Source organism: Clostridium nitrophenolicum, assembly GCF_055391695.1.
The window spans coordinates 1,870,892-1,895,796 of sequence record NZ_AP042469.1; the positions used below are offsets into that span (position 1 = coordinate 1,870,892).

General features: G+C 31.1%; 22 protein-coding genes. 14 read left to right on the plus strand and 8 right to left on the minus strand.

Going from position 1 to position 24,905, the window contains the following annotated elements:
* Positions 1–20 precede the first annotated feature (20 nt).
* Positions 21–728 carry a YczE/YyaS/YitT family protein gene (locus ACZ5N4_RS08720; protein WP_464209051.1) on the minus strand — a complete coding sequence of 236 codons (708 nt, stop codon included), beginning with the start codon at positions 726–728 and terminating at the stop codon, positions 21–23.
* A 360-nt stretch (positions 729–1,088) separates the two neighbouring features.
* Here ACZ5N4_RS08720 and cooS point away from each other — a divergent pair, with 360 nt between their 5' ends.
* The 10 genes from cooS to ACZ5N4_RS08770 all read left to right on the plus strand — a co-directional run bounded on the left by cooS (position 1,089) and on the right by ACZ5N4_RS08770 (position 13,028).
* On the plus strand, positions 1,089–2,975 hold the full coding sequence (gene cooS / locus ACZ5N4_RS08725) for an anaerobic carbon-monoxide dehydrogenase catalytic subunit (protein WP_464209053.1): 1,887 nt from the start codon (positions 1,089–1,091) through the stop codon (positions 2,973–2,975).
* A gap of 21 nt (positions 2,976–2,996) precedes the next feature.
* On the plus strand, positions 2,997–3,446 hold the full coding sequence (locus tag ACZ5N4_RS08730; protein WP_464209054.1) for a 4Fe-4S dicluster domain-containing protein: 450 nt from the start codon (positions 2,997–2,999) through the stop codon (positions 3,444–3,446).
* Positions 3,446–4,675, plus strand: a complete 1,230-nt coding sequence (locus ACZ5N4_RS08735; RefSeq protein ID WP_464209056.1) for an NAD(P)/FAD-dependent oxidoreductase — start codon at positions 3,446–3,448, stop codon at positions 4,673–4,675. Before ACZ5N4_RS08730 ends, ACZ5N4_RS08735 begins: the two co-directional genes overlap by 1 nt.
* A gap of 398 nt (positions 4,676–5,073) precedes the next feature.
* Positions 5,074–5,505, plus strand: a complete 432-nt coding sequence (locus ACZ5N4_RS08740; protein WP_464209058.1) for a CBS domain-containing protein — start codon at positions 5,074–5,076, stop codon at positions 5,503–5,505.
* 164 nt (positions 5,506–5,669) lie between these two features.
* Positions 5,670–7,334, plus strand: coding sequence for a ribonuclease J (locus ACZ5N4_RS08745; protein ID WP_464209060.1), 1,665 nt, complete (start codon positions 5,670–5,672; stop codon positions 7,332–7,334).
* A 118-nt stretch (positions 7,335–7,452) separates the two neighbouring features.
* On the plus strand, positions 7,453–7,728 hold the full coding sequence (locus ACZ5N4_RS08750; protein WP_464209062.1) for a hypothetical protein: 276 nt from the start codon (positions 7,453–7,455) through the stop codon (positions 7,726–7,728).
* 244 nt (positions 7,729–7,972) lie between these two features.
* Positions 7,973–9,214 carry an S-methyl-5-thioribose kinase gene (gene mtnK, locus ACZ5N4_RS08755; RefSeq protein WP_464209064.1) on the plus strand — a complete coding sequence of 414 codons (1,242 nt, stop codon included), beginning with the start codon at positions 7,973–7,975 and terminating at the stop codon, positions 9,212–9,214.
* Positions 9,208–10,281, plus strand: coding sequence for an S-methyl-5-thioribose-1-phosphate isomerase (gene mtnA / locus ACZ5N4_RS08760; protein ID WP_464209066.1), 1,074 nt, complete (start codon positions 9,208–9,210; stop codon positions 10,279–10,281). Before mtnK ends, mtnA begins: the two co-directional genes overlap by 7 nt.
* A 14-nt stretch (positions 10,282–10,295) precedes the next feature.
* Entirely contained in the window at positions 10,296–11,627 is a 1,332-nt protein-coding gene (locus ACZ5N4_RS08765) for a CoA-disulfide reductase (RefSeq protein ID WP_464209068.1), read from the plus strand.
* A gap of 726 nt (positions 11,628–12,353) precedes the next feature.
* Positions 12,354–13,028 carry an NAD(P)/FAD-dependent oxidoreductase gene (locus ACZ5N4_RS08770; RefSeq protein WP_464209070.1) on the plus strand — a complete coding sequence of 225 codons (675 nt, stop codon included), beginning with the start codon at positions 12,354–12,356 and terminating at the stop codon, positions 13,026–13,028.
* A 220-nt stretch (positions 13,029–13,248) separates the two neighbouring features.
* Here the strand turns inward: ACZ5N4_RS08770 and ACZ5N4_RS08775 are convergent, their stop codons facing one another.
* From ACZ5N4_RS08775 to ACZ5N4_RS08800, 6 genes are all read right to left on the minus strand, one after another.
* Complete coding sequence (locus tag ACZ5N4_RS08775) at positions 13,249–14,985, minus strand: DUF4153 domain-containing protein (protein WP_464209072.1); 1,737 nt, start codon at positions 14,983–14,985, stop codon at positions 13,249–13,251.
* A 241-nt stretch (positions 14,986–15,226) separates the two neighbouring features.
* On the minus strand, positions 15,227–15,769 hold the full coding sequence (locus ACZ5N4_RS08780) for a hypothetical protein (protein WP_464209074.1): 543 nt from the start codon (positions 15,767–15,769) through the stop codon (positions 15,227–15,229).
* A gap of 60 nt (positions 15,770–15,829) precedes the next feature.
* A complete protein-coding gene (locus ACZ5N4_RS08785; protein WP_464209076.1) occupies positions 15,830–18,316 on the minus strand; it encodes a glutathionylspermidine synthase family protein in 2,487 nt (828 codons plus the stop codon).
* A gap of 22 nt (positions 18,317–18,338) precedes the next feature.
* Positions 18,339–18,722, minus strand: coding sequence for a hypothetical protein (locus ACZ5N4_RS08790; RefSeq protein WP_464209077.1), 384 nt, complete (start codon positions 18,720–18,722; stop codon positions 18,339–18,341).
* A 4-nt stretch (positions 18,723–18,726) separates the two neighbouring features.
* A complete protein-coding gene (locus tag ACZ5N4_RS08795) occupies positions 18,727–19,374 on the minus strand; it encodes a hypothetical protein (RefSeq protein WP_464209079.1) in 648 nt (215 codons plus the stop codon).
* 15 nt (positions 19,375–19,389) lie between these two features.
* Positions 19,390–19,575, minus strand: a complete 186-nt coding sequence (locus ACZ5N4_RS08800; RefSeq protein ID WP_178906114.1) for a hypothetical protein — start codon at positions 19,573–19,575, stop codon at positions 19,390–19,392.
* A gap of 412 nt (positions 19,576–19,987) precedes the next feature.
* On the opposite strand from ACZ5N4_RS08800, the gene ACZ5N4_RS08805 reads away from it, so the two are divergent.
* Positions 19,988–20,890, plus strand: coding sequence for a diguanylate cyclase (locus tag ACZ5N4_RS08805; RefSeq protein WP_464209081.1), 903 nt, complete (start codon positions 19,988–19,990; stop codon positions 20,888–20,890).
* A 33-nt stretch (positions 20,891–20,923) separates the two neighbouring features.
* Here ACZ5N4_RS08805 and ACZ5N4_RS08810 read toward each other — a convergent pair whose 3' ends face one another.
* On the minus strand, positions 20,924–21,154 hold the full coding sequence (locus tag ACZ5N4_RS08810; protein ID WP_178906116.1) for a glutaredoxin family protein: 231 nt from the start codon (positions 21,152–21,154) through the stop codon (positions 20,924–20,926).
* Positions 21,155–21,414: 260 nt separating this feature from the next.
* Here ACZ5N4_RS08810 and ACZ5N4_RS08815 point away from each other — a divergent pair, with 260 nt between their 5' ends.
* The 3 genes from ACZ5N4_RS08815 (at position 21,415) to ACZ5N4_RS08825 (ending at position 24,724) form a co-directional block, all read left to right on the plus strand.
* Positions 21,415–22,596, plus strand: a complete 1,182-nt coding sequence (locus ACZ5N4_RS08815) for an MFS transporter (protein ID WP_464209083.1) — start codon at positions 21,415–21,417, stop codon at positions 22,594–22,596.
* A 38-nt stretch (positions 22,597–22,634) separates the two neighbouring features.
* Positions 22,635–23,111 carry a PaaI family thioesterase gene (locus tag ACZ5N4_RS08820; protein ID WP_464209085.1) on the plus strand — a complete coding sequence of 159 codons (477 nt, stop codon included), beginning with the start codon at positions 22,635–22,637 and terminating at the stop codon, positions 23,109–23,111.
* 230 nt (positions 23,112–23,341) lie between these two features.
* On the plus strand, positions 23,342–24,724 hold the full coding sequence (locus tag ACZ5N4_RS08825; protein ID WP_464209087.1) for a rhodanese-like domain-containing protein: 1,383 nt from the start codon (positions 23,342–23,344) through the stop codon (positions 24,722–24,724).
* Positions 24,725–24,905: the final 181 nt, after the last annotated feature.

Below are 24,905 nucleotides of genomic sequence, written 5' to 3' on the forward strand. Positions count from 1 at the left end.
TTCAATAAGAAACCCTATATCTATTCCTCTACAAAGTTTTTTTCTAAGTGTTCATCACAGGTATGTGAGTTAAAGCGCTTATATAGATCTATAAGATTCATGTGATTTGTACTTTGAGAATCGTATTTTCCTAATTTGAAGGCGAGTTGTACAGAAAAACCTATGCAGCCAGCAAGGATTATTGTTCCAATTCCAGCAGGCCCACCTAAAAAATATCCAACAATTAAGACAGTAACTTCAATGGTTCCTCTAATCATCCAGACAGGTTTGTTTAGCTTTTTTACTAGCCCTTCCATTAAGCCATCTCTAGGACCAGCACCTAAGTTTACTCTAAGATAAAAAAAAGTTGCCCAACCTATTATAAAGATTCCTAAAATAAGCAATAGGATTTGTCCCAATAAGCTATTTGGAGTACTAAAAAATTTAAATTTTTCTATGATATCTATAAATAATCCTATAAATATCATATTAAATACACTTCCAAGACCAGGAACAACTCCAATAAAGTAACATGCAATCAGTATTAATAAACCAGTTAACTCAGATACTTGACCTAAGGTAAGTGAACTATGATAAACAATTCCCATATGCAGAACATCCCAGGGACTCATTCCGAGCTTAGAATACAAAGTACATAGTATACCTATAGAGTATAGAAGAAGCCCAAACATTAATGATGGCATTTTTTTTAGCAGTTCAATTAAAATCACTTTATATTTTTTCTGCAATTTAAGTTCTCCTTTCTCATCATCAAGAAACTCTCTATCTAATTTTACAACTATAGCAGTACAGAGGCAATAATTACCTTTAAGTAACTTAGAATATAGATGGATACTGAAAAGTGAAACTAAGAATTCAGAGAAGATAGCCTGCGAATAGATTCTGTCCTCGCATTTAACAATGATTATTCTTAAATATAAATTTTTTATTGATAACTTATTGACAAGCAGAAGAAAAAGGTTTATATTAAAAGTATACGAATTAAGTATACTTTATAAAAAATTAGAAATATATGACCAGGCATTAGTATGCCTTAATTTTAAAAATAAAAGTATACCAATATGGTAAACAATAAGGAGGAATTTATTGTGTCAATGTGTGGAAACTGTACAACTTGTCAATCAGCAGATAAGGTTTTAGAAGGATTTATAGGTTCTATGGATATGGAAACTTCTCACCATAGAGTTGAAAGCCAAAAGATAAAGTGTGGATTTGGACAACAGGGTGTATGTTGTAAATTGTGTGCTAATGGACCTTGTAGAATAACTCCAAAATCACCAAGAGGAATATGTGGAGCTAATGCAGACACAATAGTAGCTAGAAATTTCCTAAGAGCGGTGTCATCAGGAGCAGCTTGCTATTTACATGTAATTGAGAATACAGCAAGAAACTTAAAATCCATAGGAGAAACAAAGGGAACAATAAAAGGCGTTAATGCTTTAAATAAAGTAGCTAAAGTTTTTGGAATAGAAGAAGAAGATAACCATAAGAAAGCAATAATGATAGCGGATAAAGTTATTGCTGATTTATATAAGCCTAGATTTGAAAAGATGGAAATTGTAGAAAAAATGGCATATAAGCCTAGAGTAGAAAATTGGAAGAAGCTTAATATAATGCCTGGTGGAGCTAAATCAGAGGTTTTTGATGCTATAGTTAAGACTTCAACAAACTTAAATAGTGATCCAGTAGACATGTTATTAAACTGCTTAAATCTTGGAATATCTACAGGACTTTATGGATTAACTCTTACAAATTTATTAAACGATATCATGCTTGGAGAACCTGTTATAAGAGCAGCTAAAGTAGGCTTCAAGGTTGTAGATACAGATTATATAAATATTATGATTACTGGACACCAACATTCAACAATATCACATCTTCAAGATGTTTTAACAGATGAGAAGGTAGTAGAAAAGGCTAAGAAAGCTGGGGCTAAGGGCTTCAAACTTGTGGGATGTACTTGTGTGGGACAGGATCTACAGTTAAGAGGAGAACATTATCAAGAAGTATTCTCAGGACATGCTGGTAACAACTTTACAAGCGAAGCATTAATAGCTACTGGTGGAGTAGATTTAATAGTTTCAGAGTTTAACTGTACACTTCCAGGTATTGAACCTATTGTTGATGAATTTAAGGTTAAAATGATATGTCTAGATGATGTAGCAAAGAAAGCAAATGCTGAGTATGTTGAATATTCCTTTGAAAATAGAGAAGAAATAAGTAATTATGTAATAGACGAAGCTATTAAGAGTTACAGCGAAAGAAGAGGTAATGTTACTATAAATGTACCAGCAGATCATGGTCATGATGATGTAATAACTGGAGTTAGTGAAGAGTCTCTTAAAGCTTTCTTAGGTGGAACATGGAAACCACTAGTAGATTTAATTGCAGCTGGAAAAATTAAAGGGGTAGCTGGAGTTGTAGGATGTTCAAATCTTACTGCTAAAGGTCATGATGTGTTTACAGTAGAACTTACTAAAGAACTTATAAAGAGAGATATAATTGTACTTTCAGCTGGATGTTCAAGTGGCGGACTTGAAAATGTAGGATTAATGTCACCAGGTGCAGCAGAGCTTGCTGGAGAAAATTTAAAAGAAGTATGCAAGAGTCTAGGAATTCCTCCTGTATTAAACTTTGGACCATGTCTAGCTATAGGAAGATTAGAATTAGTTGCTACAGAACTTGCAGAGTATTTAGGAATAGATATTCCACAGCTTCCATTAGTACTTTCTGCTCCACAATGGTTAGAAGAGCAAGCTTTAGCTGATGGAGCCTTCGGTTTAGCGCTTGGACTTCCACTTCACCTTGCAATACCTCCATTTATAACAGGAAGCAAGGTAGTAACAAAGGTATTAACAGAGGATCTTGAAACTTTAACTGGTGGAAAACTTGTACTTGAAGATGATGTAATAAAAGCAGCAGATAAACTTGAAGAAATCGTACTTAATAGAAGACAAAAACTAGGCCTTAAATAATTTGATTGGTGGTGTGCTCCTATGAAAAGAATCATGATAAATAAGGATTTGTGCAGCGCATGTTTAAATTGTTATATGGCATGCATGGCAGAGCATAACGAGAAGGGTAAATCTATATTTGATGTAGATCTTGAGAATGTTGAAAATGAAGGAAGAAACTATATAACTCTAGATAAAGAAGGCAAACCAGTCCCTATATTCTGTCGTCATTGCGATGACCCAGAATGTGTTAACACTTGCATGAGTGGCGCTATGACTAAGGATAAGGAAAGTGGGATAGTCTCTTATGATGAAGAAAAATGTGCTTCCTGCTTCATGTGTGTTATGTCCTGTCCTTATGGAGTATTAAAGCCCGATACAAAAACAAAAAAGGTTGTAGTTAAATGTGATTTATGTAATGGTAGAGAAATACCAAGATGTGTAGAAAACTGTCCAACTGGTGCAATATATCTTGAGGAGGTGGACTGCTAATGAGATATGTAATAATAGGAGCTAGTGCTGCAGGAATTAATGCTGCAAAAACTCTAAGAGAATTAGATAATCTAAGTGAAATTGTTATCATATCAAAGGACACCGATGTATATTCAAGATGCATGCTTCATCATGTTATTAGTGGTAATAGAGATTTGGAGAAAATTGCTTTTGTAGATAAGGACTTTTTCTATAAGAATAATATAAAATGGATAAAGGGTATTGAGGTTATAGATATAAATACTGATGAAAAGCAAGTTGTATTAGAAAAAAACACAATAGAAAAGTATGATAAATTACTAATTGCTTCAGGAGCCTCCTCATTTGTTCCACCTGTTAAGAACTTAAGGGAAGCTAAAGGAGTATATTCCTTAAGAAATTACGATGATGTGTTAAATATAGAAGAAGGAATAAAAAAATCAAAGAAAGCTGTAATATTAGGAGCTGGCCTCGTTGGTATAGACTCAGCTATAGGACTTATGGAGAGAGGAATAAAACTTTCTATTATAGAGATGGGAAACAGAATACTTCCTCTTCAGCTAGATCAAAAAGGAGCTGATAGATATCAAAAGCTTTTTAAGGATAATGCCGTAGATATTTATACTTCAGTAAGCTTAGAAGAAGTAATTCTAAAAGAAGATGGATATGTAAGTAAGGCTAAATTAAGCGATGGAACCTTAATAGACTGCGATATGATAGTTGTAGCTGCAGGAGTTAGACCTAATATAGATTTTGTAAAAAATACCAGCATAAATGTGAATAAAGGAATTGTAATTGATAAAAGTTGTAGAACTTCTGAAAAAGACGTATATGCTGCTGGAGATGTTACTTTTACTGCTCCAATTTGGCCGATTGCTGTAAAACAAGGTATAGCAGCTGCATATAATATGTACGGAAAAGAAAAAGTTTTTGATGATACCTTTGCATTAAGAAATTCTATGAATTTTTTAGGATTAGAAACTGTATCTTTAGGTATAGTAGAAGCTCCAGACAATAGTTACACTGTAGACATTATTGAAACAAAAAATGTCTATAAAAAAGTAATTCATAAAGATGGAATAATATATGGAGCAATTCTTTTAGGTGATATATCTTATTGTGGAGTGCTGCATCAACTTATAAAGAATAAAATAAATATATCTAATATAAATAAAAATATATTCAAAATTGATTACGCAGACTTTTTCAATGTACAGAAAGATGGTCAATATAAATACGAATTTGTATAAAGTTCAACTAAGAATCAGATGGGATTTTAAAGCCCATCTGATTTTTAGTTAAAAGGACAAAGCACTTATGCCACCAATACTAGGGCCAAAAGCAACGGTAGTATTAGTGGTGATTTTTGGTTTTGCATCTCTATAATGTAGTTTTATATATGAAAACTTTGATTATACAGTAAATCAATAGATTATATAGATATAAGACAATCGATATCTAAAAATTACAAAATGTTAATAATTAATTTATTGAGTTTTAAAATATTAGAGGTATAATAAATCTATAAGTATATATAATGATAAATAAAATATTAAGTGGTATTGAGAACTGTAAAATGAGAAAAGGTAGGTGAAGTTGTTACTAATTAGCAAGATAAATTCTAATAATTTAGTAACATAAAGTCGATATGAATATAGCATTTTTTTTAACACCTAAAGAAGAAATAGTATATGAAAATATCAATTCGACTATGAGGCAAGCATTAGAGAAAATGGAATACCATAGATATACGGCTATTCCTTTATTAGATGACCAAGGAAAGTATGTTGGAACACTTACAGAGGGTGACTTGCTTTGGAAACTAAAAAATACTGCAGATTTAGATTTAAAAAGTACAAGTAAGATAAAATTAAGTGATATACCTAGAAGAATGGTAAACAAGCCTATTCATATTAATTCAAACATAGAAGATTTACTTTATACTTCTGTAAGTCAAAACTTTATCCCAGTAGTAGATGATAAAGAAATATTTATTGGAATAATAAAGAGAAGTGACATATTAAACTATTGTTATAAAAGTTTTGTTGAAGCACAATTAAAAGCATTAGCTTTAGATTAGAAATTGAATATATTTATTGCAAAGAAACTTAGTTTAGATATTTATAATTATCATAACTAAGTTTCTTTATTTTAAAAATAAAAAGGATTATTTTTATAATTTAAAGAAAAAATAAAGTATAGGAAAATCCTTAGATAATTAATAGGTATTAAGGAGGAATTCAAGTGAAAAATGAAAATTGCGTAAGAGTTATTCCTTTAGGAGGGCTCGGAGAAATTGGCAAAAATATAACTGCAATTGAATATAAAGACGAAATCATGGTAATAGACTGCGGAATATCTTTTCCTGAGGAAGACATGTATGGTGTAGATTTAGTAATACCTGATATATCATATTTGTTAGATAACAAAGAAAAAGTTAAAGGAATATTTTTAACTCATGGGCACGAAGATCATATAGGCTCAATACCATATTTTTTAAAACAGCTTAATGTACCTATTTATGGCACAAGATTGACTTTAGGAATAGTTGAAATAAAATTAAAAGAGCATGGTTTGCTCAATAGCTCTGAGCTTCATGCGGTAGAACCTGGTGATACAGTGGAGCTAGAAAATTTTAAGGTTGAATTTATACGAAATAACCATAGTATATCAGATTCCTGTTGTCTTGCTATTTTCACACCAGTAGGAGTGATACTACATACTGGCGATTTTAAAGTAGATTATACACCGATAGATGATAAGGTTATGGACTTAAAGCGTATATCTAATCTTGGAAGCAGCGGAGTACTACTGCTTATGGCAGATAGCACAAATGTTGAGCGTTCTGGTCATACAATTTCAGAAAGTTCTATAGGAGAAACGCTGATTAAAATTTTTTCGAAGGCTGAAGGAAGAGTTATTGTAGCCACATTTGCTTCAAATATTCAAAGAATGCAGCAAATAGTTAATGCTTCTGTACAATATGGAAGAAAGATAGCCTTTAGTGGAAGAAGTATGGAAAACATATCTAAGGTTGCAATGGAACTAGGATACTTGCATATACCAGAACATTATATGATTTCTGTAGATGAAATTCGTAATTACCCGAATGAGCAGATAACTATCATAACTACAGGAAGTCAAGGAGAACCTATGTCAGCCCTTGCTAGAATAGCCTTTTCTACTCATAAAATAATTAAACTTGAACCTAATGACTTAATTATTATATCTGCATCACCAATACCTGGCAATGGAAAGTTCATATCAAGAGTAATTAATGAACTATTTAAAAAAGGAGCAGAGGTTATTTATGAAGCATTAGAGGAAGTACACGTATCCGGCCATGCTTATCGAGAAGAGTTGAAGTTAATTCATACACTGGTACATCCTAAGTATTTTATGCCAGTTCATGGTGAATATAGACATTTGAGACATCACTCAATATTAGCACAAAGGCTTGGTATGGAAAGTTCAAATACTTTTATTATGGAAACTGGTCAAGTTTTAGAGTTATCAGAAAATGAAGCAAAAATTTCTGGTAGAGTTCCAACTGGTATTGTTCTTGTAGACGGACTTGGAGTTGGAGATGTTGGAAATATAGTTCTTAGAGATAGAAGGCATTTAGCTGAAGACGGTATTTTAACAGTAGTTGTAACTATAGAAAAAGAAACCTACAATATCATTGCAGGACCAGATATAATCACCAGAGGCTTCATTTATGTAAAGGAATCAGAACCCCTAATTAATGAAGCAAAAGAAATTGTAAAAAAAGAATTGGATAATTGCTTAGAAAATAAAGTAATTGAATGGTACGTATTAAAATCTAACATGAAAAAATCTTTAGAGAAATTTTTATATGAAAAAACAAAAAGAAGACCAGTTATACTTCCAATAATCATGGAAATCTAAAATATATCTTATTTGTAGTACAGTCATAAGGAATTGCCTTGTGACTGTATTTATTTTTATGGAAAAGGAATAATAAGTTAAGTAAAATTATATTTTTATAAATGCTGGAGGGAAAAACATGAAAGATATAGATGATGTATTAAAAGATATAAGACAAATCGATGGTCAGGCGGATAGGTTAAAGAATATGATATCAAATGCTTACGAAGGTTATGAATATAATGGAGCATCTGAAGTTATTATAAATAGAGATAAAGGATTAGATAGAATAAATTCAAGTGCCTATAGGATACATGTTAACAGTCCTAGTTCTCCTACAATAATAGCTATGGTAGATGAAGGAATAGATCATTATGTGGCTACTGTTGTGGATGCCTATATAGAAAATCAGTAGAAATTAATATTCTTTAACAAAGGCTATTTTTCTTGTGTAAGAAAGGTAGCCTTTATTGTATTAATTGAAAAACACAACATGCTATGGTAGTATATAGTTAAAAATTCAGTTGTTTATCTATATTTAAATTTATTTCTGTAAACGTTATAACTGAATTGAAAAAATAGTAAACGGAACAGGTCAAATAGATTATGTAATGTATTATGGGGAATAAGAAGCATTGGCAAAATGGGAGGGTTTAATTATGTCAAAGTTAGATTTTACTAAAGAATATTTTACTATGAAGGAAAGTGATGTTGTAGAATATGCTAAAAATGTTTTAAGGTTTTTTAATGAGGATGCAGTTTTAACTTGTAAGGAGATTGGGGATGGAAATCTTAACTATGTATTTAGAGTGATTGATGAGAAAGATAATAAGTCTATAATAATAAAACAAGCTGGTCCTGTAGCGAGAATATCTGATGAATTTAAAGTTTCACCAGATCGTAATAGAATAGAAAGTGCAATACTAAAGCTTCAACATTCTCTTGCTAAAGGTTTAGTTCCAGAGGTTTATCACTATGATCCTATTATGAATTGCTGTGTAATGGAGGATTTATCCGATCATACAATACTGCGTACAGCATTATTACAGCATAAAAAGTTTCCAATGTTAGTAGATCATATAACAACCTATATGGTAAATACTTTATTACTTACTTCAGATGTTGCTATGTGTCATAAAGAGAAAAAAGCTCTTGTTAAGAGTTTTATAAATCCTGAGCTTTGTGAAATTAGTGAAGACTTAGTTTATACTGAGCCATTCTTTAATTGTAAAAGAAATGATATATTTGAGCCAACAAAGGCTGTAGCACAAGAGCTTTTGTGGAATGATAAGAAGTTTATATTAGAAACAGCAAAATTAAAATTTGAATTCATGACAAATTCTCAGTGCTTAATACATGGTGATCTTCACAGTGGCTCCATATTTGTTAAAGAAAATTCCACAAAAGTTATAGATCCTGAATTTGCATTCTATGGTCCAGCAGGGTATGATGTTGGTAATGTTGTGGCACACTTTATATTTGCATTAGCAAATGCTGAAGCTACAATGGAAGAAGGAGCGGAAAAAGATAGTTACATAGCTTGGGTTAAGGAAAGCATTTTAAATACAGTTAATATGTTTAAAGAAAAATTCAATAAAGCATATGATGAAAATGTAACTGAAAGAGTTGCTAAATATGAAGGTTTTAAAGAATATTACTTAAATAATATTTTAAGAGACACAGCAGCGGTTGCTGGACTAGAATTATGTAGAAGAATTTTAGGAATAGCTCATGTAAAAGATATAACAACAATTGAAGATGTTCAAAAAAGAGCAGTGGCTGAAAAGTTCTGTTTAACTTTTGGTAAAGAAGTTGTTATAAATAGGGAAAATATGATAGATGGCAAGAGCTATTTAGAACTAATAGAGCATTGCAAAAAGTTAGGAGGAACATTATGTTAGAAAATGGACAACTTGATAGTACTATAATTCAATCAGTAGTACTAGATGATGATAGTAACGCTTTGATAGTATTAGATCAAACCTTACTTCCTAATGAAAAAATATTATTAAGATTAACTAGCCAAAATCAAATATGGGAGGCTATATATTCATTAAGAGTTAGGGGAGCACCGGCCATAGGTATCGCAGCTGGCTATGGTGCTTATCTTGGAACAAAGGAATCACAAGCAGAAAGCTATGATGAGCTATATGAGGATTTTAAAAAAGTAAAAGAGTATCTTTCATCTTCAAGGCCTACAGCAGTAAATCTGTTTTGGGCTCTTGATCGCATGGAAAATAGATTTAAGAGAGAAAAAGGAAAGTCTGTACAAGAAGTTAAAAGAGCTCTTAAAGAAGAAGCAGAAAATATAAGAGCAGAAGACGAGATAGTTTGTAAAACCATAGGAGAGAATGCACTATCTCTATTAAAGGACGGCATGGGAATATTAACTCACTGTAATGCAGGAACAGTTGCCACTGCAAAGTATGGAACAGCACTAGCGCCTATATACCTTGGTAAAGAACGAGGTTATGATTTTAAAGTATATGCAGATGAAACAAGACCTCTTCTTCAAGGAGCAAGGTTAACGGCATGGGAGCTTAAGGAAGCGGGAATTGATGTTACATTAATATGTGATAATATGGCTTCAATAGTGATGAAAGAAGGAAAAATTCAAGCAGTTTTGGTTGGCTGTGATAGAGTTGCCGAAAATGGGGATACTGCTAATAAGATTGGAACTTCAGGGGTGGCGATTTTAGCTAAGCACTATGGAATACCTTTTTATGTTTGTGCACCACTATCTACTATTGATTTAAAATGTAGTACTGGTGAGGATATTCACATAGAACTAAGAGCTGACGAAGAAATAACATCAAAGTGGTACGAAAAACCAATGGCTCCAGCAGAAGTAAAAACCTATAACCCATGTTTTGATGTTACAGATAACTCACTAATAACTGCTATAGTAACAGAAAAGGGTATAGCATATCCACCATATAGTGAGAGTCTTCCAATACTTTTTAAGTAGATAGGAGTGGTCTTATGAAGGTTATTGTTATTGGTGGAGTTGCAGCAGGAATGTCTGCTGCTTCTAAAATAAAGAGAATTGATAGTAGTACTGAAATTGTAGTTTATGAGAAAGGTCCATTTGTATCTTATGGTGCTTGCGGACTTCCTTACTATGTATCTGGTATGAATGAAGACTATACTAAGATGATAGCAAGAACTAAAGAAGAGTTTGAAAAGACAGGAATGAAAATAAATCTTAAACATGAAGTTGTAAAAGTCGAACCAGAAAGTAAACAAATTTTAGTTAAGGATTTAGAAAATGATAGGCTGTTTATGGATTCCTATGACAAACTTATGATAGCTACAGGTACTGTACCAGTAGTTCCTCCTCTAAAAGGAAAGGATTTAAAAGGAGTATATGTGCTTAAAACCTTGGAAGATGGAATGATACTTAAAAAGTCAGTAGAAGCTCCAGAGGTAAAGAACATAGTAATTGTTGGTGGAGGATACATAGGAATAGAATTGGCAGAAACCTTATTACATGCCGGCAAAAATATTAGGGTTGTAGAACTAGCCCCGAGGATATTACAACCTTTTGATTTTGAATTAACAGAAATGGCAACTAATATTATGATGGAAGCTGGAGTTAAATTTAATTTAAATGAAAAGGTTGAAGAACTTGTAGGCACAGATAAGGTTACAGGGGTAAAAACTGATAAGGAAAGCTATGAAGCAGATTTGGTTATTTTAGCTATAGGTGTAAGACCTGCTACTAGTTTTTTAAAAGATTCAGGAATAGCCCTTGCTAGAAATGGTGCAGTAGTGATTGACAGAGAAATGAGAACTAATATTGCTGACATATATTCAGCGGGAGATTGTGCTGAAGTATACAATAAGGTAAAAGAAGAGAACTCCTTTATACCACTGGGAACCACTGCTAACAAGTGTGGAAGGCTGGCAGGGGAAAACATTATAGGTAAGCATAATAAGTATGTAGGGACCCTTGGAAGTTCTGCAATTAAAATTTTAGATTATGAATTAGGAAGAACTGGACTATCTGAAAGTGAAGCTAAGGCTTTAGCTATAAACTATAAAACAGTTTTTGTTAAGGCGTATGACCATCCAGGATATTATCCAGATCCAACGCTTATATGGATTAAGCTTATATATGAAGAAAGAACTAATAGAATTTTAGGTGCTCAGGCTATGGGGAAAAAAGGAGCTGTATTAAGAGTTGATATGTTTGCTATAGCAATTCATAACAATATGACTACCATGGATTTAGGAATGACAGATTTATGTTATGCACCTCCTTTTGCAGGAGTATGGGATGCAGTTCATATAGCTTGTAATGCAGCTAAATAATGATAGTAATTAAGATATTGAAGATGATTTTAGAATAATGGAGCTTTTGTAAAATAAGGAAAATGTAGGGGGGGGAAGAGACTTCTTTTATCTGCTTTTTTGTATATTAATCAGTAAATTAATAGAGCTAGTTTAATTTAGTCTAGCTCTATCAACTTTACACTATAAAATTTAAACTATTTTTATTATCCAACCTATATTACATTTTCCATAACTAAACTGATCTTATATAGGTGTATACATACTTAAAACATAATATTTTTAAATTAATCTTAATATCAATCTTTTTTATTTGTTTTTTTATTATGTTTAGTTCCAGAGTTATTTTCTTTCTTTTCCTTTTCTTGTTGGCTTGCACAAGAAGAACAATGTTTTTCACCCATAGTATTTATCCCTCCTAAATAAGAATTTACCCATAGTATTACTCTACTATTTTGTTCAATATACAAATTATAATTCTATGAAATTGATAGAAAAAAGAAGCACATCATAGTAAAAATTAGTATTCGAAGTTTTCTTAAAAAGCGTACTACGTACAATTATAAAAGTATCGCAGATTTTATAGTTTATTAGGCTAATAATACGTAGTTAATATATTTACTATAAGTGTAAATATTTTTACAATTAGTATCCTAGTAGTCTGCACTGGCTAAATATGATACAATTAAATTGATATTAATTATTTAATAATATATATTAAAAAAACCAATTTAGGAGGTTACACGAATGAAAACTGATTTATTAGAAAAAGGAGCAATATTACAAAGAGATAAAGAAACATATGCAATAGCACCACATTTAACTGCTGGAATTGTAACACCAGATATTTTGAGAACTATTGCATATGTAGCTGAAAAATATAATGCAGCAGCTATTAAGGTTACTGGAGCTCAAAGAATTGCAATAGTTGGATTGCAAGAAGAAGATTTAGATAGTGCTTGGAAAGACTTAGATATGGATCCAGGTGCAGCAATAGGTTTATGTGTAAGAAGTGTAAAAGTATGTCCAGGCACTACTTTTTGTAAAAGAGGTCTTCAAGATTCAGTAGCAGTTGGATCAAAAATTGATAGTTTATATCATGGTAAAAAGTTACCTAATAAATTAAAAATAGGTGTAAGTGGTTGTCCTAATAGCTGTGCAGATAGTGCATTTAAGGATATAGGATTAATAGGAGGCGGAAAAGGATGGATGTTCTATGTTGGCGGAAAAGGTGGGGCCAAGCCAAGAATAGCAGATAGAATAGCACTTTGTGTACCAGAAGAAAACATATATGACTTAACAGAAAAAATTATTCAAGTATATAATGAAAATGCAACTAATAGAGAAAGATTAGGAGATTATATAGACAGAGTAGGATTGGATTCTTTCAAAGAGCAAATAGATCTTAATAGTTATTTATAAAATAAAAATTAAATGTCATGGACATGCAAAAGTTTGCTATAAAAATAGTGATTTTGCATATAGTCTATGACATTTTTTATAATTGTATAATTGAGGAACGTAAATAAATTGATGTAACTATTTTGATAAATTAATTCTTAAATTTTCTCCAATTACTGCTGCTCCACCAAAAATAACTTGATTTACAAAGCTTTTTCCATCAATTTATTAAAATAAAATTTTATTTAATTTTAACAAGCATATAGAACTCGATTCCTTTAGCATCAACATTTCCAGTGGATGGGTTTTTGTTGCCAGATATGTTTAAGAATATAAATTTAACCTTAATTTTTTCATTTTCTTCAACTAAAGTCATTTCCTCAGAAGAGAGTGAATTTTCCTTTGAAAATAGTCCGTGTTTATCAATAAGGTTCTTTACAAAAGAATTTAAATTTTTATTATAAATCTCAATTCCTTTGTAAGTAACTTTTACAACTGCGGTTTCATAATTATATGAAGCTGACAGGGGAGAACTTGATGCGTTAGCACTGCTATTAAGAATTCTTGTATCAAAGAGGTAATCATATCCACTTATATCTAGTGTATTTTCTGATTGATTTCTCATAAAAGTGAAGTATTCTCCAGTAGGACCGTAGCTTGGTGCTACAAAAGAAAATCCAAATACCTTATCCATATCATCTAATTTGAAATTTTGTGGAAGATATTTAACATCTTTAAGGTTGTGATTTCGATTAAAATAATCAAGTATACTGCTTATTTCAGCTTTATCTTCCTTAGGAATATCGGGAGAACTTTGTAGTTTTCCATCTTTAAGCATGTTATCTTTAATAAGAATTTTTTCAAATCTGTTATTTTGACTTATCTTTGAAATGGAATAGCTACTAAGAGGACCGAATACAGAAATTAAGGCAACTATAGAAAGTGTAAGAGGAATTATTATGTTTCTGTGCTTTTTAGTAAAGGATAAATAAAGCATTATTAAAAATAACCATATTCCTAAAATAACAACAAAATATCTTCTTTCTGTTACTCCATAAGCATTTATTCTTATACCTATGGAAATAAACATCATTATAAGAAGTGGCAGAATGATTTTAGGAAAAAACTTTAAAAATTTGTTTTGCCATGGATTTTCATCCTTTATAGGGGTAATAAAGAATAATACTATTGTAACAATAACTGAATACCACAGAACTAGATGAGAAACTATGCCAATTGGCCAATGTGCTGTTATTATTATTTTTCCAAAGTATATATATAGTATTATTGTGTATGCTGTCAAAAGTGGCATTACAATATATAAAAGCAGTATCCTCAAGAGCTTTGGATAAGCTTTTACAGTTAGATCTTGATTCTTAAGTGGTATTACAGAAAGAAAATATGATACTGCAAAGATAAAAACTACAGAAAGCCATGTGTAGTAGTAGACTTTACCTAAAATCTTTATTCCAAGAAGCTTATCTATTGTAAACAAAATTGCAGAAAGGCCAGAATATAATACAATGGAATAGATAATAGTGACGAAAAAGCCTGTAAATACAGTTATAACGTACATTTCAAATTGTTCTTTTTTAAGAAGATGTGGTATAAAAAGAAACCATAGATATAGTGCAAGACTTACAGCAACGTATCTTGTAATAGGAATCATTTCTCTAGTTTTTAAAAATAAGAAGTAATAAAGAATTAGGAATAAAGCTCCACCAATATAACCCAGAACTAACTTGTATGTGCTTTTTTCATCTTTTTTCTCAAAGAAAAGCTTTATACAAAGTGAAAGGGGAATTCCAAGTGCAAGGATCATAGCTATCCTAGCTAAGGCATCTTCCTTTGGATTAGTTTCTGATATTACTATAAGTACAGCAGCAACAGAAGCTGAAAATACTATGGTTAATGGAAATCTCTTGATGCTTAAATACAACCCAGATAAAATATTTCTGATATATTTCACAATTTTCATAAAGACCTCCTATTAAATGATTTTTAGGCTCAGGTGGAGTTTGTCTATAAGGATTACTCTTATTATCTGAGCCTTAGAAGAATTTATCTAGATACGTATTGTATGTTATTTCCCATCACAGGGTGTGGTGGGAGTGTTATAGACAGTATCCATTGGATAATTATAGTTTTAGATTAATCTTTATATTAGGTTTATCATTAATACAATATTATATGCAAATCACATTTGCTGCAATATAATTTTATTCGCCACTGTTTTCAGAAGCTGTAGTAAGCTCTCCGCAGTCTTTAATAGTACCTTCAGGAATATAAACTTTGTAAAAATACCTGTTTTGTGTTTTTAATTCTTTGGTTTTATCCTCTTTAGTATAGGTTCTTGTATAGGCTTTAACAGTTCCAGGTTTTTCAGTAGAATTATTTGATGAAACATAAACTATCTCTATTTCCTTTTCGGTCACATCTACATTATTTGATTTTTCACCATTCTTTTCTGCTTGAAAAATATAATGCACTTCATCATTTAGGACACCTTTTCCAAGATAAAAGCCTTCAACAGAAACTAAATTGCAGCTATCAACTAACTTCTCATCTTTTAGTGTGTAGCCTATAAGATTTTTGTCATCTTTTTTTTCTTTAGATTGCTTAACTGAATATATTCCCACAGCAGTAAATATAACTAAAAAAAATATTACTACTTTTTTAATTGTCCTTATGGAACTATCTATTTCAGCTGACTTTGATCTTGATAATGTAACATTGCTTAAAGATTTATCTTTTTTACTCATAAAAATCTCCTTATGCTATTTTTACCTGACTAACTTGGCGTAAGTCATGCATTTGCAGCTCTAAAATTCAGATGGGGTAAAAAAATCTCTATCTGAGTTAAGATCTTGCTTCAAAAATATTGGCGTATATATACAAGAGCTTGTAGTAATTAATTCACCAAGTCTAGTGTACACTCCACAAAACTTATCACCGGCTATATATGTTCCTATTATTGGGTATAATAACTTCTTATCTTCACCTGTAGTACGATATCCAACATAGTCTAAAGGTTTGATATCTTCTCTTTTTTGAAATACAAAATCATATTCTGGTTCTTCAAAAACATCACAACCAAGTAGAACTCCATTACCTTCTCTATCCAGTAGAGGCTTTAGGCATATATCAACAGTGTTTAAGTTTTCTACATCAAAGGATGTTTGAGTTATATACTTATCAATTAAATTAGCTTCTTCTTCGGAGAAGAATCCTTGCAACTTTAGTTCGAAAATTAGTGCTAGAAATGCCTTAGACTGGGTTATTATAGTATGTGGAGGATTTATACTTAAGGTATTAAACTCTAGAGCTTTAAGTATTTGTTCACTTTCATCTTTCAAAAACCAATCTAAAGGATAATATCTAAACACAGCATCTATGGGTTCACCATATAAATATAGTTTATTATCATATACTTTAACATCAAAAATGTTTCCCATTGTGATATTATAGGGCAGACTTTTAACTAAATTATATATAGCACTGGTATTATACCAATCCTCATAATAGGTACTGGATAGAATAGCTATGTTGTTTATTTTTTTCACCTTTTCGTAATCTTTTATTATTTTATGGAATTCATTCTTTAATAGATATTCCATATTTTTATTTGGATTTTCATATTTGATATTTAACTCTTCTTTTATAATTCTGCTTATGCCTATGCTTTCTACCAGACCGGCTGGGGTTTCTGAATTAAACTCCAAAAGTTTCCACTGTCCTCTACTATTAAGACACCAGTCCATTCTTCCTAGAAAAACAAGAGAGTCTGTATAGTTTTGAACAGCTAAGTTATCTAAACCGGAAATTCCTAATACAGGCGAAAAGGTGTCAATATTATCAATAACTAACTTTTGAGCCTTTTTAAAAACATGACAAATGGCTTCTGATGCATTTTTTAATTCTAAAAATTTACTTTTATCTATTAAAAGGCTATCTAATCCGATATACTCCTTATCTCTAAAATACCTTCCTGTAAATCCAGATTCCATCATGGCTCTATCTGTTACTCTATCCCATACTTTTTTTCTGCACTGAAGATTTGGTTTAACAACTTTTAAAGGATTTTCGGCTAATCCGATAGGTGATATCCAAGTACTTTCATCGCAAGTGAGGTAGCTTTCGTTCCATCTTGTGCAAAAGCCTTTAACCTTTCCCTCTATGAGGTAAACTCCAAAGTTTCCAAAGGCTTCTTTAGGTATATGGCGATGTTTGGAAGCAGCAGTTACTGAATCCTTATGAATAGGACAGAATTCTTGTAATATAAAACTATTGCCTTTCTCCAATACATAGTTTATAACTTCCAGCCATTCTTTTCTGCTATAAAGTTTCCCTATAAATACATCTTCACTATACCTTCCGTATACTGGTTTTAATACATATTTATCCTTGTTATCTATAACTTCATTGATATATTCTTTTTTAAAAGGTACAGTATAGGGAATAGTTTTTCGTATTACTTCTTTTTCAATATTTGTTAACCTAGTATCATTAGTTGAAACAAGGCTCCATAAAAAAGAGAATAAATTTTTACATTGGCCTATAATAATTCTAGGATCATTTAATATAAGTATTTTTTCTTTATTATACAACTCCAGTATAGTCTCTATATCTGTTACTTCATCTAAATGTTCCGTAGGGAATTGTCTTAGTATTATATCTATTTTCTCTTTGCCAAAAGCAAGAAGTTCATCATTTACTACTTTCAAGTTTTTAGGACCAACTGGTATGAAATGAAAATTACTGTCCTCTAGCAGTTCAGTATATAAATAGGAAAGTCTAGATTCTTCTAGATGACAAGGATCTATTAATATAGCAGTATTGAACCTTCTTTTTTCTTTAAAGAATTGAGAAGCTATACTTTTATAGGAGTTGATAAAGCGTCCCTTAAAACCCTTATTAATATTATTTTCAGCATATAGATATTCGCTTGCTAGGATTTCTCTTTGAGCACAGGGTTTATCATAATTAAATTCGGAGAAAAAGATACCCCCATCTTCTCTTATAAAACCATCAAATCGGACCCAAAATACAGGGCTTAAAGGAACTTTTAGATTTAAAATATCTCTTTTATAATTAAAGTCAGGTATAAAATCTATAAAGTCACTAAAACTAGTATTAATATCTGTAACTATCCTTTGCACTAAAATATCTAGTATTTCTGCTGAAAGTTTCATGCTTTGTGCAATTTCCTTTTCTAAATAAAAGGGAGCAGGAGAAAATATGCTATCTTTTCTTCTGCTATCTATCATATAATAATCAAATAATAATTTATCCGTTAAAGATTCATACATAATCCATCATCTCCTGTTATAATTAGCCTGCTACACTGCCAGCATGTACCCCAGAATATCCTCCTGAAGAAGAGGGAGTTGTCCACGCATGCCAGCCGCTAGAAGATTGATTAGATACTGTGGAATTTCCGCTACTGCTTTTGCTTGAAGAACTAAATATAAATGGAGATGAGCTATGACTATGGCCGCTGCTGACATAGCCGCCGCCACCACCAGAACCGCCTTGTTGCTCTTCTTCTTCCTCTTCTTGATTGTTATTAATATTTTGGTTTTGATTAGTTGGATTCTGTACAACCTTATTATTAGAAGAACTGCAGCCTGATAAGGCTATAGGGTTAACCATAACCATAGATACAGCTAAGGTTAACGCAGCAGATTTCTGTTTCCATGAATTGTTCTTATCCATAATATTAACATTCTCCAATCTTACACTTGCTTACTTTAATATCAAAATGCTCCAGATAATCAAGATAACAATTTATATCTTCTTTTATTTTATCAGAGTAAATATAAACGGCCTTTGAGTAACAAAGTTCTTTTAATAATTCTACATTTGGCATATCTTCTTCTGTAGTTTCGTATTGGTTGTTAAATGAATTTTTTTCAGTACCATCAGATTCCAATAAATATCTTCCACTATCTAATATGAAGATATATCCCTTAGGATTAATACTATTTAATTTATCTCCGCAAAGAAGTAAATTACCTATAAGTTTCTTGCCGCCTATTAATCCATAAGGATGAAAAAGCAGATTAAGCGTTAGTATAGGTTTAATATTTAAATTATTTTGAAGCAAATATCCTAATAATACACTTTGGTGTCCTGGTATATCTAAAAGAAAAATGGTATCTGATGTATTATTTGAATCTATTATTGTCTTAATCTTATCATACATTATATTTTCTTCTAGAGAAATATAAGGATCCTCTAATTCAAAGTTTGGATAATTTTTCAAAGATACAAAGGCTGTTGATTTAAGGAAACATTCAAAGGCATTCGTACCTTCTCTCCATTTTAAATATATAGGATATAATTCTAGATCCTTTAAAAAGCTCAATTTCGATTTGCCCCCCTAGTAAACTACCGCTACGAATTTATTTACGTTTATTATATGAGTATAATTGTTAGAATCCTTTATTACTAAAAAACCTTCTCTTTGAATCTCAATGCTTGCATCTTCAATGACTATATCTGGTTCAGAGTTGTTATAAGATTCTATACTTGTATAAAGATTTAGTGTTTTCTTTTCATTAAACATTTTTTATGCCCCTCCAGTTATATTAAAGTATTACACAATGTTACTATCTTTTATTTATATTATCAATGTTAAATTAATGTTAAATTAATATGAAGAACTGCTTAGTTTCATGTTTAGAACAGTTTGGCTAATACAAGCTAATAGTTGCTTTTATTATTTTAAACTCTCTTTGGTTTTATTTTATACTTTAACCTTACTTAACTAACAGTATAAAAATTTTGGATAAAACTTGCTATTTACTTTGCATAACTTCTTTTGGTAAAATTAAGTATATTATTTGGTGAAATGTGTCGATTTTTAGATAAAAGTTTTTGATTAGAATCATTAGCCAAAAGAAAAATAAACATATTATCACGGTAATTAGTCGTATTATACTATTAATAAATGGGAAAATGGATAGGTGATAAATATAATGACTAAAACAATACTTATAGTAGATGATACAAAATTAAATTTAAGAATTCTCATAGATATATTATCAAGAGAGGGATATGCTGTATTTGCATGTACTAACGGATTGGAGGCCTTAGAGTTAGCTAGTAGAATTAATCCGGATGTAATTTTATTGGATATAGTTATGCCTGAGCTTGATGGCTTTGAAGTTTGTAAATTATTAAAGGAAAAGGATGAAAGTAAGGATATACCTATAATAATGGTTACATCAGAAACTAAAAGCCAAAATATAAAGAAAGCTTTGGAACTTGGAGCTTTCGACTATATAAGAAAACCTATAGATGAGGTGGAGGTATCTGCCAGGGTAAACTCTGCATTACGCTTTAAAACTCATCAAGATAAATTGAAGGAATTAGCCATGAAGGATGGGCTTACTGATTTATATAACCATAGAGTTCTAATAGAGCTATTTGTAAAAGAGTATGAGAAACAATTGAAACTTAAAAAAGGAATTTGTTTTGCAATGCTTGATATTGATTTTTATAAAAAAATCAACGATAACTTTGGACATACATCTGGAGACATGGTTTTGAGAGAAATTTCATCTATTATAAAAAGTTCTGTTAGGTGTTGTGATATAGTTGGTAGATATGGAGGGGAAGAATTTGGTATAGTTTTTCCGGATATAGAATTAGGTGAAGCTTTAAGGTTATGTGAAATGATAAGAAAAAATATTGAAGAATATGAATTTAATGTAGGTAATAAATCTATTAGAGTCACAATAAGCATAGGAATATGCTACAAATCAGCAAAAGAACATATAAAATATAATGAAATTATAGAAACGGCGGATAAAGCTCTTTATAAGGCAAAACATAGTGGTCGAAATAAAGTCGAGGTTGGAATGCATACAGCAATATAATAAGGCATAGAATTAAATTCTATGCCTTGTTAGCTATAATCCTAAAATTGAATCAATTTTATCTTTATCAAATCCCAGGATTTCCTCACTATCAATTACAATTAAAGGAACAGATCTATAGCCCTTTTTCATAAGTTCTTTTCTAGCTTCAGAATTTGATGAGATGTTATATTCAGTAAATTGAACATTATTCTGATTAAAATAATCTTTAGCAGCATGACAGTAACCACAAGTATCGCTAGTGTATATCTCAATTTTTTTCATAAAAATCACCTCATTTATATAATTTAAGATTATAATGTAAGTTTTGTAATTACATCTATATTATTATTATATAATATTTTCTCGTAAAGTAAAGTAATTATTCATAAATTAATGTTTTCCTAAAGCAAGTTTTTTGCTTAAGTGCTTTTTAGACCACTAAAGAGACCTGTAGTTCAAATATTTTACCCAATTATGATGTTAGCTTATTCTATGTATGATAAAATAATAAATATTGATGAACTACATAGGGGGATATACAATTGAGAAAAAAAGATTTTACATTATTCCTAATTGCCGGTGCATTTATGGGGATTAGCCAAAGCATTGATTCTTCAGCTTTTAATAATTTTTTTAGTGATGTTTTTCATGTTACTGTTACACAAAGAACTTTAATGGAGCTGCCAAGAGAGTTTCCAGGGATTATGGTAGTATTTGTTTTAGGAATGTTGTTATTCTTAGGTGATATAAGAATAGCCTTCGTAGCCAATATACTTTCTGCATTGGGGATGCTTGCTATAGGCTGCTTATCAAAAAATTTTGGAATAACTATGTTATGGATGATTGTATACAGTATGGGACAGCACCTTTTAATGCCAGTACAAAATAGTATAGGAATGAAACTGGCAGAGGAAGGGGATGTAGGAAAAATACTTGGAAAGATAAATGGGCTTAATACTGCCGCTTTTCTTGTAACAAGTATTATAACTGCCATTGCGTTAAGATATGTAAAATTAGATTATAGAGTTGCCTTTTCAATAGGAGCAATAGCTTATATGGCTTCTGCAGTATTAATATTTAAAATGACACCCTATAAAAACGAGAGTAAAATAAAGAAACTGTTTGTAAAAAAAGAATATAGCTTATTTTATTATCTTAGTATATTAAATGGTGCAAGAAAACAGATATTTATAACCTTTGGCCCATGGGTACTTATTAAGATATTTAATCAAGGAGTTAGTACTTTTGCATTATTAGGATTTTTGACTGCAGGGATTGGAATCTTCTTTAAACCCTATGTTGGTTATCTTATTGATAGTATGGGAGAAAAGTTTGTACTAACAGCGGAGGCACTGCTGCTTATTTTAGTATGTACAGGTTATGCTTTTGCGAAAAATATTCCAGGAACTGGTTTGCTCACGAATATTGCTTTATATATAACTTGTGCCTGTTTTGTAGTAGACCAGCTTCTTACGGCAGCTACCATGGCAAGGGCTACTTATTTGAAAAAAATTGCTGTAAACAGCGAAGATATATCACCTACTTTATCCATGGGAATCAGTATGGATCATGTAGTGTCAATGTTTATTCCATGGTTAGGAAGTTTAATTTGGAATGCTTTTGGGTATGAGTATGTATTCATTGCTGGAGCATGTATAGCTATAATGAATTTTACATTAGCAATGAAAATTAAGATACCTATGCAAAAAAGCATATCAGTATAGGAAGGGTTTACATAAGGAATTATTAATTTTATATAAGTATGATATTTTTTATAATAAAAGGAGAAATGGATGCAATGAGATATATAGAAAAAGCTCTAATTAGTATTGGAAAAGAGTATATGTTGACATCTCTTGAAGAAATAACAGCAAGTTGTTTTGAATTAATGCAGCCAACTTTACTAGAATATGTGCCAAATGAAAAGCTTAAGATAAAGTTTCCTGTGCTAGAGATGTATTTAAACCCGGTGAAGTCTATGCAGGGAGGGTTTATTTCCGCAGCTTTTGATAACGCCTTTGGTATGTTAGGCTTACTTTCTACAGAAAATAAGGCAGTTTCATTGGATTTGAATACTAATTACCATAAACCGATTTATGAAAATGACCAGCTTGTGATTAATGTGTATTTAAAATATAAAGGAAATACTTTAATAAATATGTATGCTGAGGCTTTTAATAGCAATGATGAACTTGTCGCTACAGCTGATAGTAAAATGATGGTTATAAAAAATCAATAATTACTGTAACAATAGCCTTAATTATATGACACTAGTGGCTCAGATAATTAAGGCTATTATCATATTTAAAAACATGTGATCTATTCGGTTTTGTAATAGAGTTAAAACTGGTTATTTGAAAATTTAATATAGAGGAAGTATATATTTACTTCTTAATTAAGTGATAGTAAACTCTATAATTAGGGACCATAAAGCTTATAAAAACTAAGGATATCTAGGAGGGAATAATCTTGAAAAAAAGTACTAAATTATTAGGTATACTTTTAACTTTATCTCTTTCCGTGACAGCATTAGCTGCATGTGGAAGTAAGCAAGAAGTTAAAGAAGATGGAAAAGCTAAAACTATTACTACTAAAGAGCTTAAAGACAAAGTTGGGAAAAGCGATTGGGTAATAGTAGATACAAGAGAAAATGACGCTTTTAATGGCTGGACACTAGATGGCGTGAAAAGAGAAGGACACATTAAAGGTGCTACAGATTTCTCAGCTGCTTGGCTAAAAGCAGATAATAAGAATAAAGATAAGCGTTTAGAAGATGCTCTAAAGACTAAGGGAATATCATCAGAAAAAAATGTAGTTCTTTATGATGCCAATGGAAAAGATGCCAAAGAAGTCGGAGATTATTTATCTAAAAAGGGATATAAAAATATATATACATATGATGTAAAAGAGTGGGCTAAAGATGAAAGTATGCCAATGGAAGCATATACAAACTATCAAATGTTAGTGCCAGCATCATGGGTAAAAGATTTAATAGATGGTAAAAAACCAGAAACTTATAAAGGTAAAGAATACAAGGTTTTTGAAGTTTCCTGGGGAGATGAAACAAAGTCACCAGATTATTTAAAAGAAGGTCATATTAAAGGGGCAGTACATATCAATACTGATGAAGTTGAAGAAGGTCCACTTTGGAATCGTCTTTCTGATGATAGACTTCAAAAATTTGCAGAAAGTAGTGGTATAACAACAGATACTACAGTTGTATTATATGGAGCTGATTCAATGCCATCCTTCAGAGTTGCTGCAATACTAAAGTATATGGGCGTAAAAGATGTTAGAGTTTTAAATGGTGGAACTGCAAAATGGAAAAATGCAGGTTATGAGCTAGAGAAAACATCTAATAAGAAAACTGCTGTAGCTTCTTTTGGAGCAACAGTTCCTGCAAACAAAGGCTATATTGTTGATTTACCACAAGCTAAAGAAATAATAGCAGACAAGCAGGGAAGTAAATTAGTTGATATTAGAAGCTGGGATGAACATATTGGTAAGACATCAGGATATGACTATATAAAACCAAAGGGACGTCCAGCTGGTTCAGTATGGGGACATGCGGGCACAGATAATTCAAATCTAGATGATTATAGAAATGTAGACAATACAATGCGTAATAAAGATGAAATAATTGCTATGTGGAAAGAATGGGGTATTACTCCAGAGCAAAGATTATCTTTCTTCTGTGGAACAGGCTGGAGAGCAGCAGAAGTTTTAACTTATGCAGATGTTATGGGATTAAAAAACATATCACTTTATGATGGTGGTTGGAATGAATGGAGTGGAAACACTGGAAACCCAGCAAATCCTATAGAAACGGGAGAGCCTAAAAAACAACAATAAGAAACTAATACTAGAGGAATAAGTACAATGAGAATAAAAAGTTTTTTAAAATGGTTAGGTACTATTATTCAAGCATGCTTAATAGCATTTTCTCTGATTATTTATTATCTATCTGATAAAAAGATGGGATTAATGCGCTCTTTGACATACAGGAATGATGTATATAATAAGTTATCTTTAA

What these genes read in the sequence shown, in the direction of transcription:
- ACZ5N4_RS08740 (WP_464209058.1), top strand. Translation starts at nt 5,074, where the DNA reads ATGAATATAGCATTTTTTTTAACACCTAAAGAAGAAATAGTATATGAA.
- ACZ5N4_RS08800 (WP_178906114.1), bottom strand. Translation starts at nt 19,575, where the DNA reads ATGTTTAATGAAAAGAAAACACTAAATCTTTATACAAGTATAGAATCT.
- ACZ5N4_RS08780 (WP_464209074.1), bottom strand. Translation starts at nt 15,769, where the DNA reads ATGAGTAAAAAAGATAAATCTTTAAGCAATGTTACATTATCAAGATCA.
- ACZ5N4_RS08805 (WP_464209081.1), top strand. Translation starts at nt 19,988, where the DNA reads ATGACTAAAACAATACTTATAGTAGATGATACAAAATTAAATTTAAGA.
- ACZ5N4_RS08735 (WP_464209056.1), top strand. Translation starts at nt 3,446, where the DNA reads ATGAGATATGTAATAATAGGAGCTAGTGCTGCAGGAATTAATGCTGCA.
- ACZ5N4_RS08775 (WP_464209072.1), bottom strand. Translation starts at nt 14,985, where the DNA reads ATGAAAATTGTGAAATATATCAGAAATATTTTATCTGGGTTGTATTTA.
- ACZ5N4_RS08750 (WP_464209062.1), top strand. Translation starts at nt 7,453, where the DNA reads ATGAAAGATATAGATGATGTATTAAAAGATATAAGACAAATCGATGGT.
- ACZ5N4_RS08765 (WP_464209068.1), top strand. Translation starts at nt 10,296, where the DNA reads ATGAAGGTTATTGTTATTGGTGGAGTTGCAGCAGGAATGTCTGCTGCT.
- ACZ5N4_RS08820 (WP_464209085.1), top strand. Translation starts at nt 22,635, where the DNA reads ATGATATTTTTTATAATAAAAGGAGAAATGGATGCAATGAGATATATA.
- mtnA (WP_464209066.1), top strand. Translation starts at nt 9,208, where the DNA reads ATGTTAGAAAATGGACAACTTGATAGTACTATAATTCAATCAGTAGTA.
- mtnK (WP_464209064.1), top strand. Translation starts at nt 7,973, where the DNA reads ATGTCAAAGTTAGATTTTACTAAAGAATATTTTACTATGAAGGAAAGT.
- ACZ5N4_RS08810 (WP_178906116.1), bottom strand. Translation starts at nt 21,154, where the DNA reads ATGAAAAAAATTGAGATATACACTAGCGATACTTGTGGTTACTGTCAT.
- ACZ5N4_RS08790 (WP_464209077.1), bottom strand. Translation starts at nt 18,722, where the DNA reads ATGGATAAGAACAATTCATGGAAACAGAAATCTGCTGCGTTAACCTTA.
- ACZ5N4_RS08785 (WP_464209076.1), bottom strand. Translation starts at nt 18,316, where the DNA reads ATGTATGAATCTTTAACGGATAAATTATTATTTGATTATTATATGATA.
- ACZ5N4_RS08730 (WP_464209054.1), top strand. Translation starts at nt 2,997, where the DNA reads ATGAAAAGAATCATGATAAATAAGGATTTGTGCAGCGCATGTTTAAAT.
- ACZ5N4_RS08770 (WP_464209070.1), top strand. Translation starts at nt 12,354, where the DNA reads ATGAAAACTGATTTATTAGAAAAAGGAGCAATATTACAAAGAGATAAA.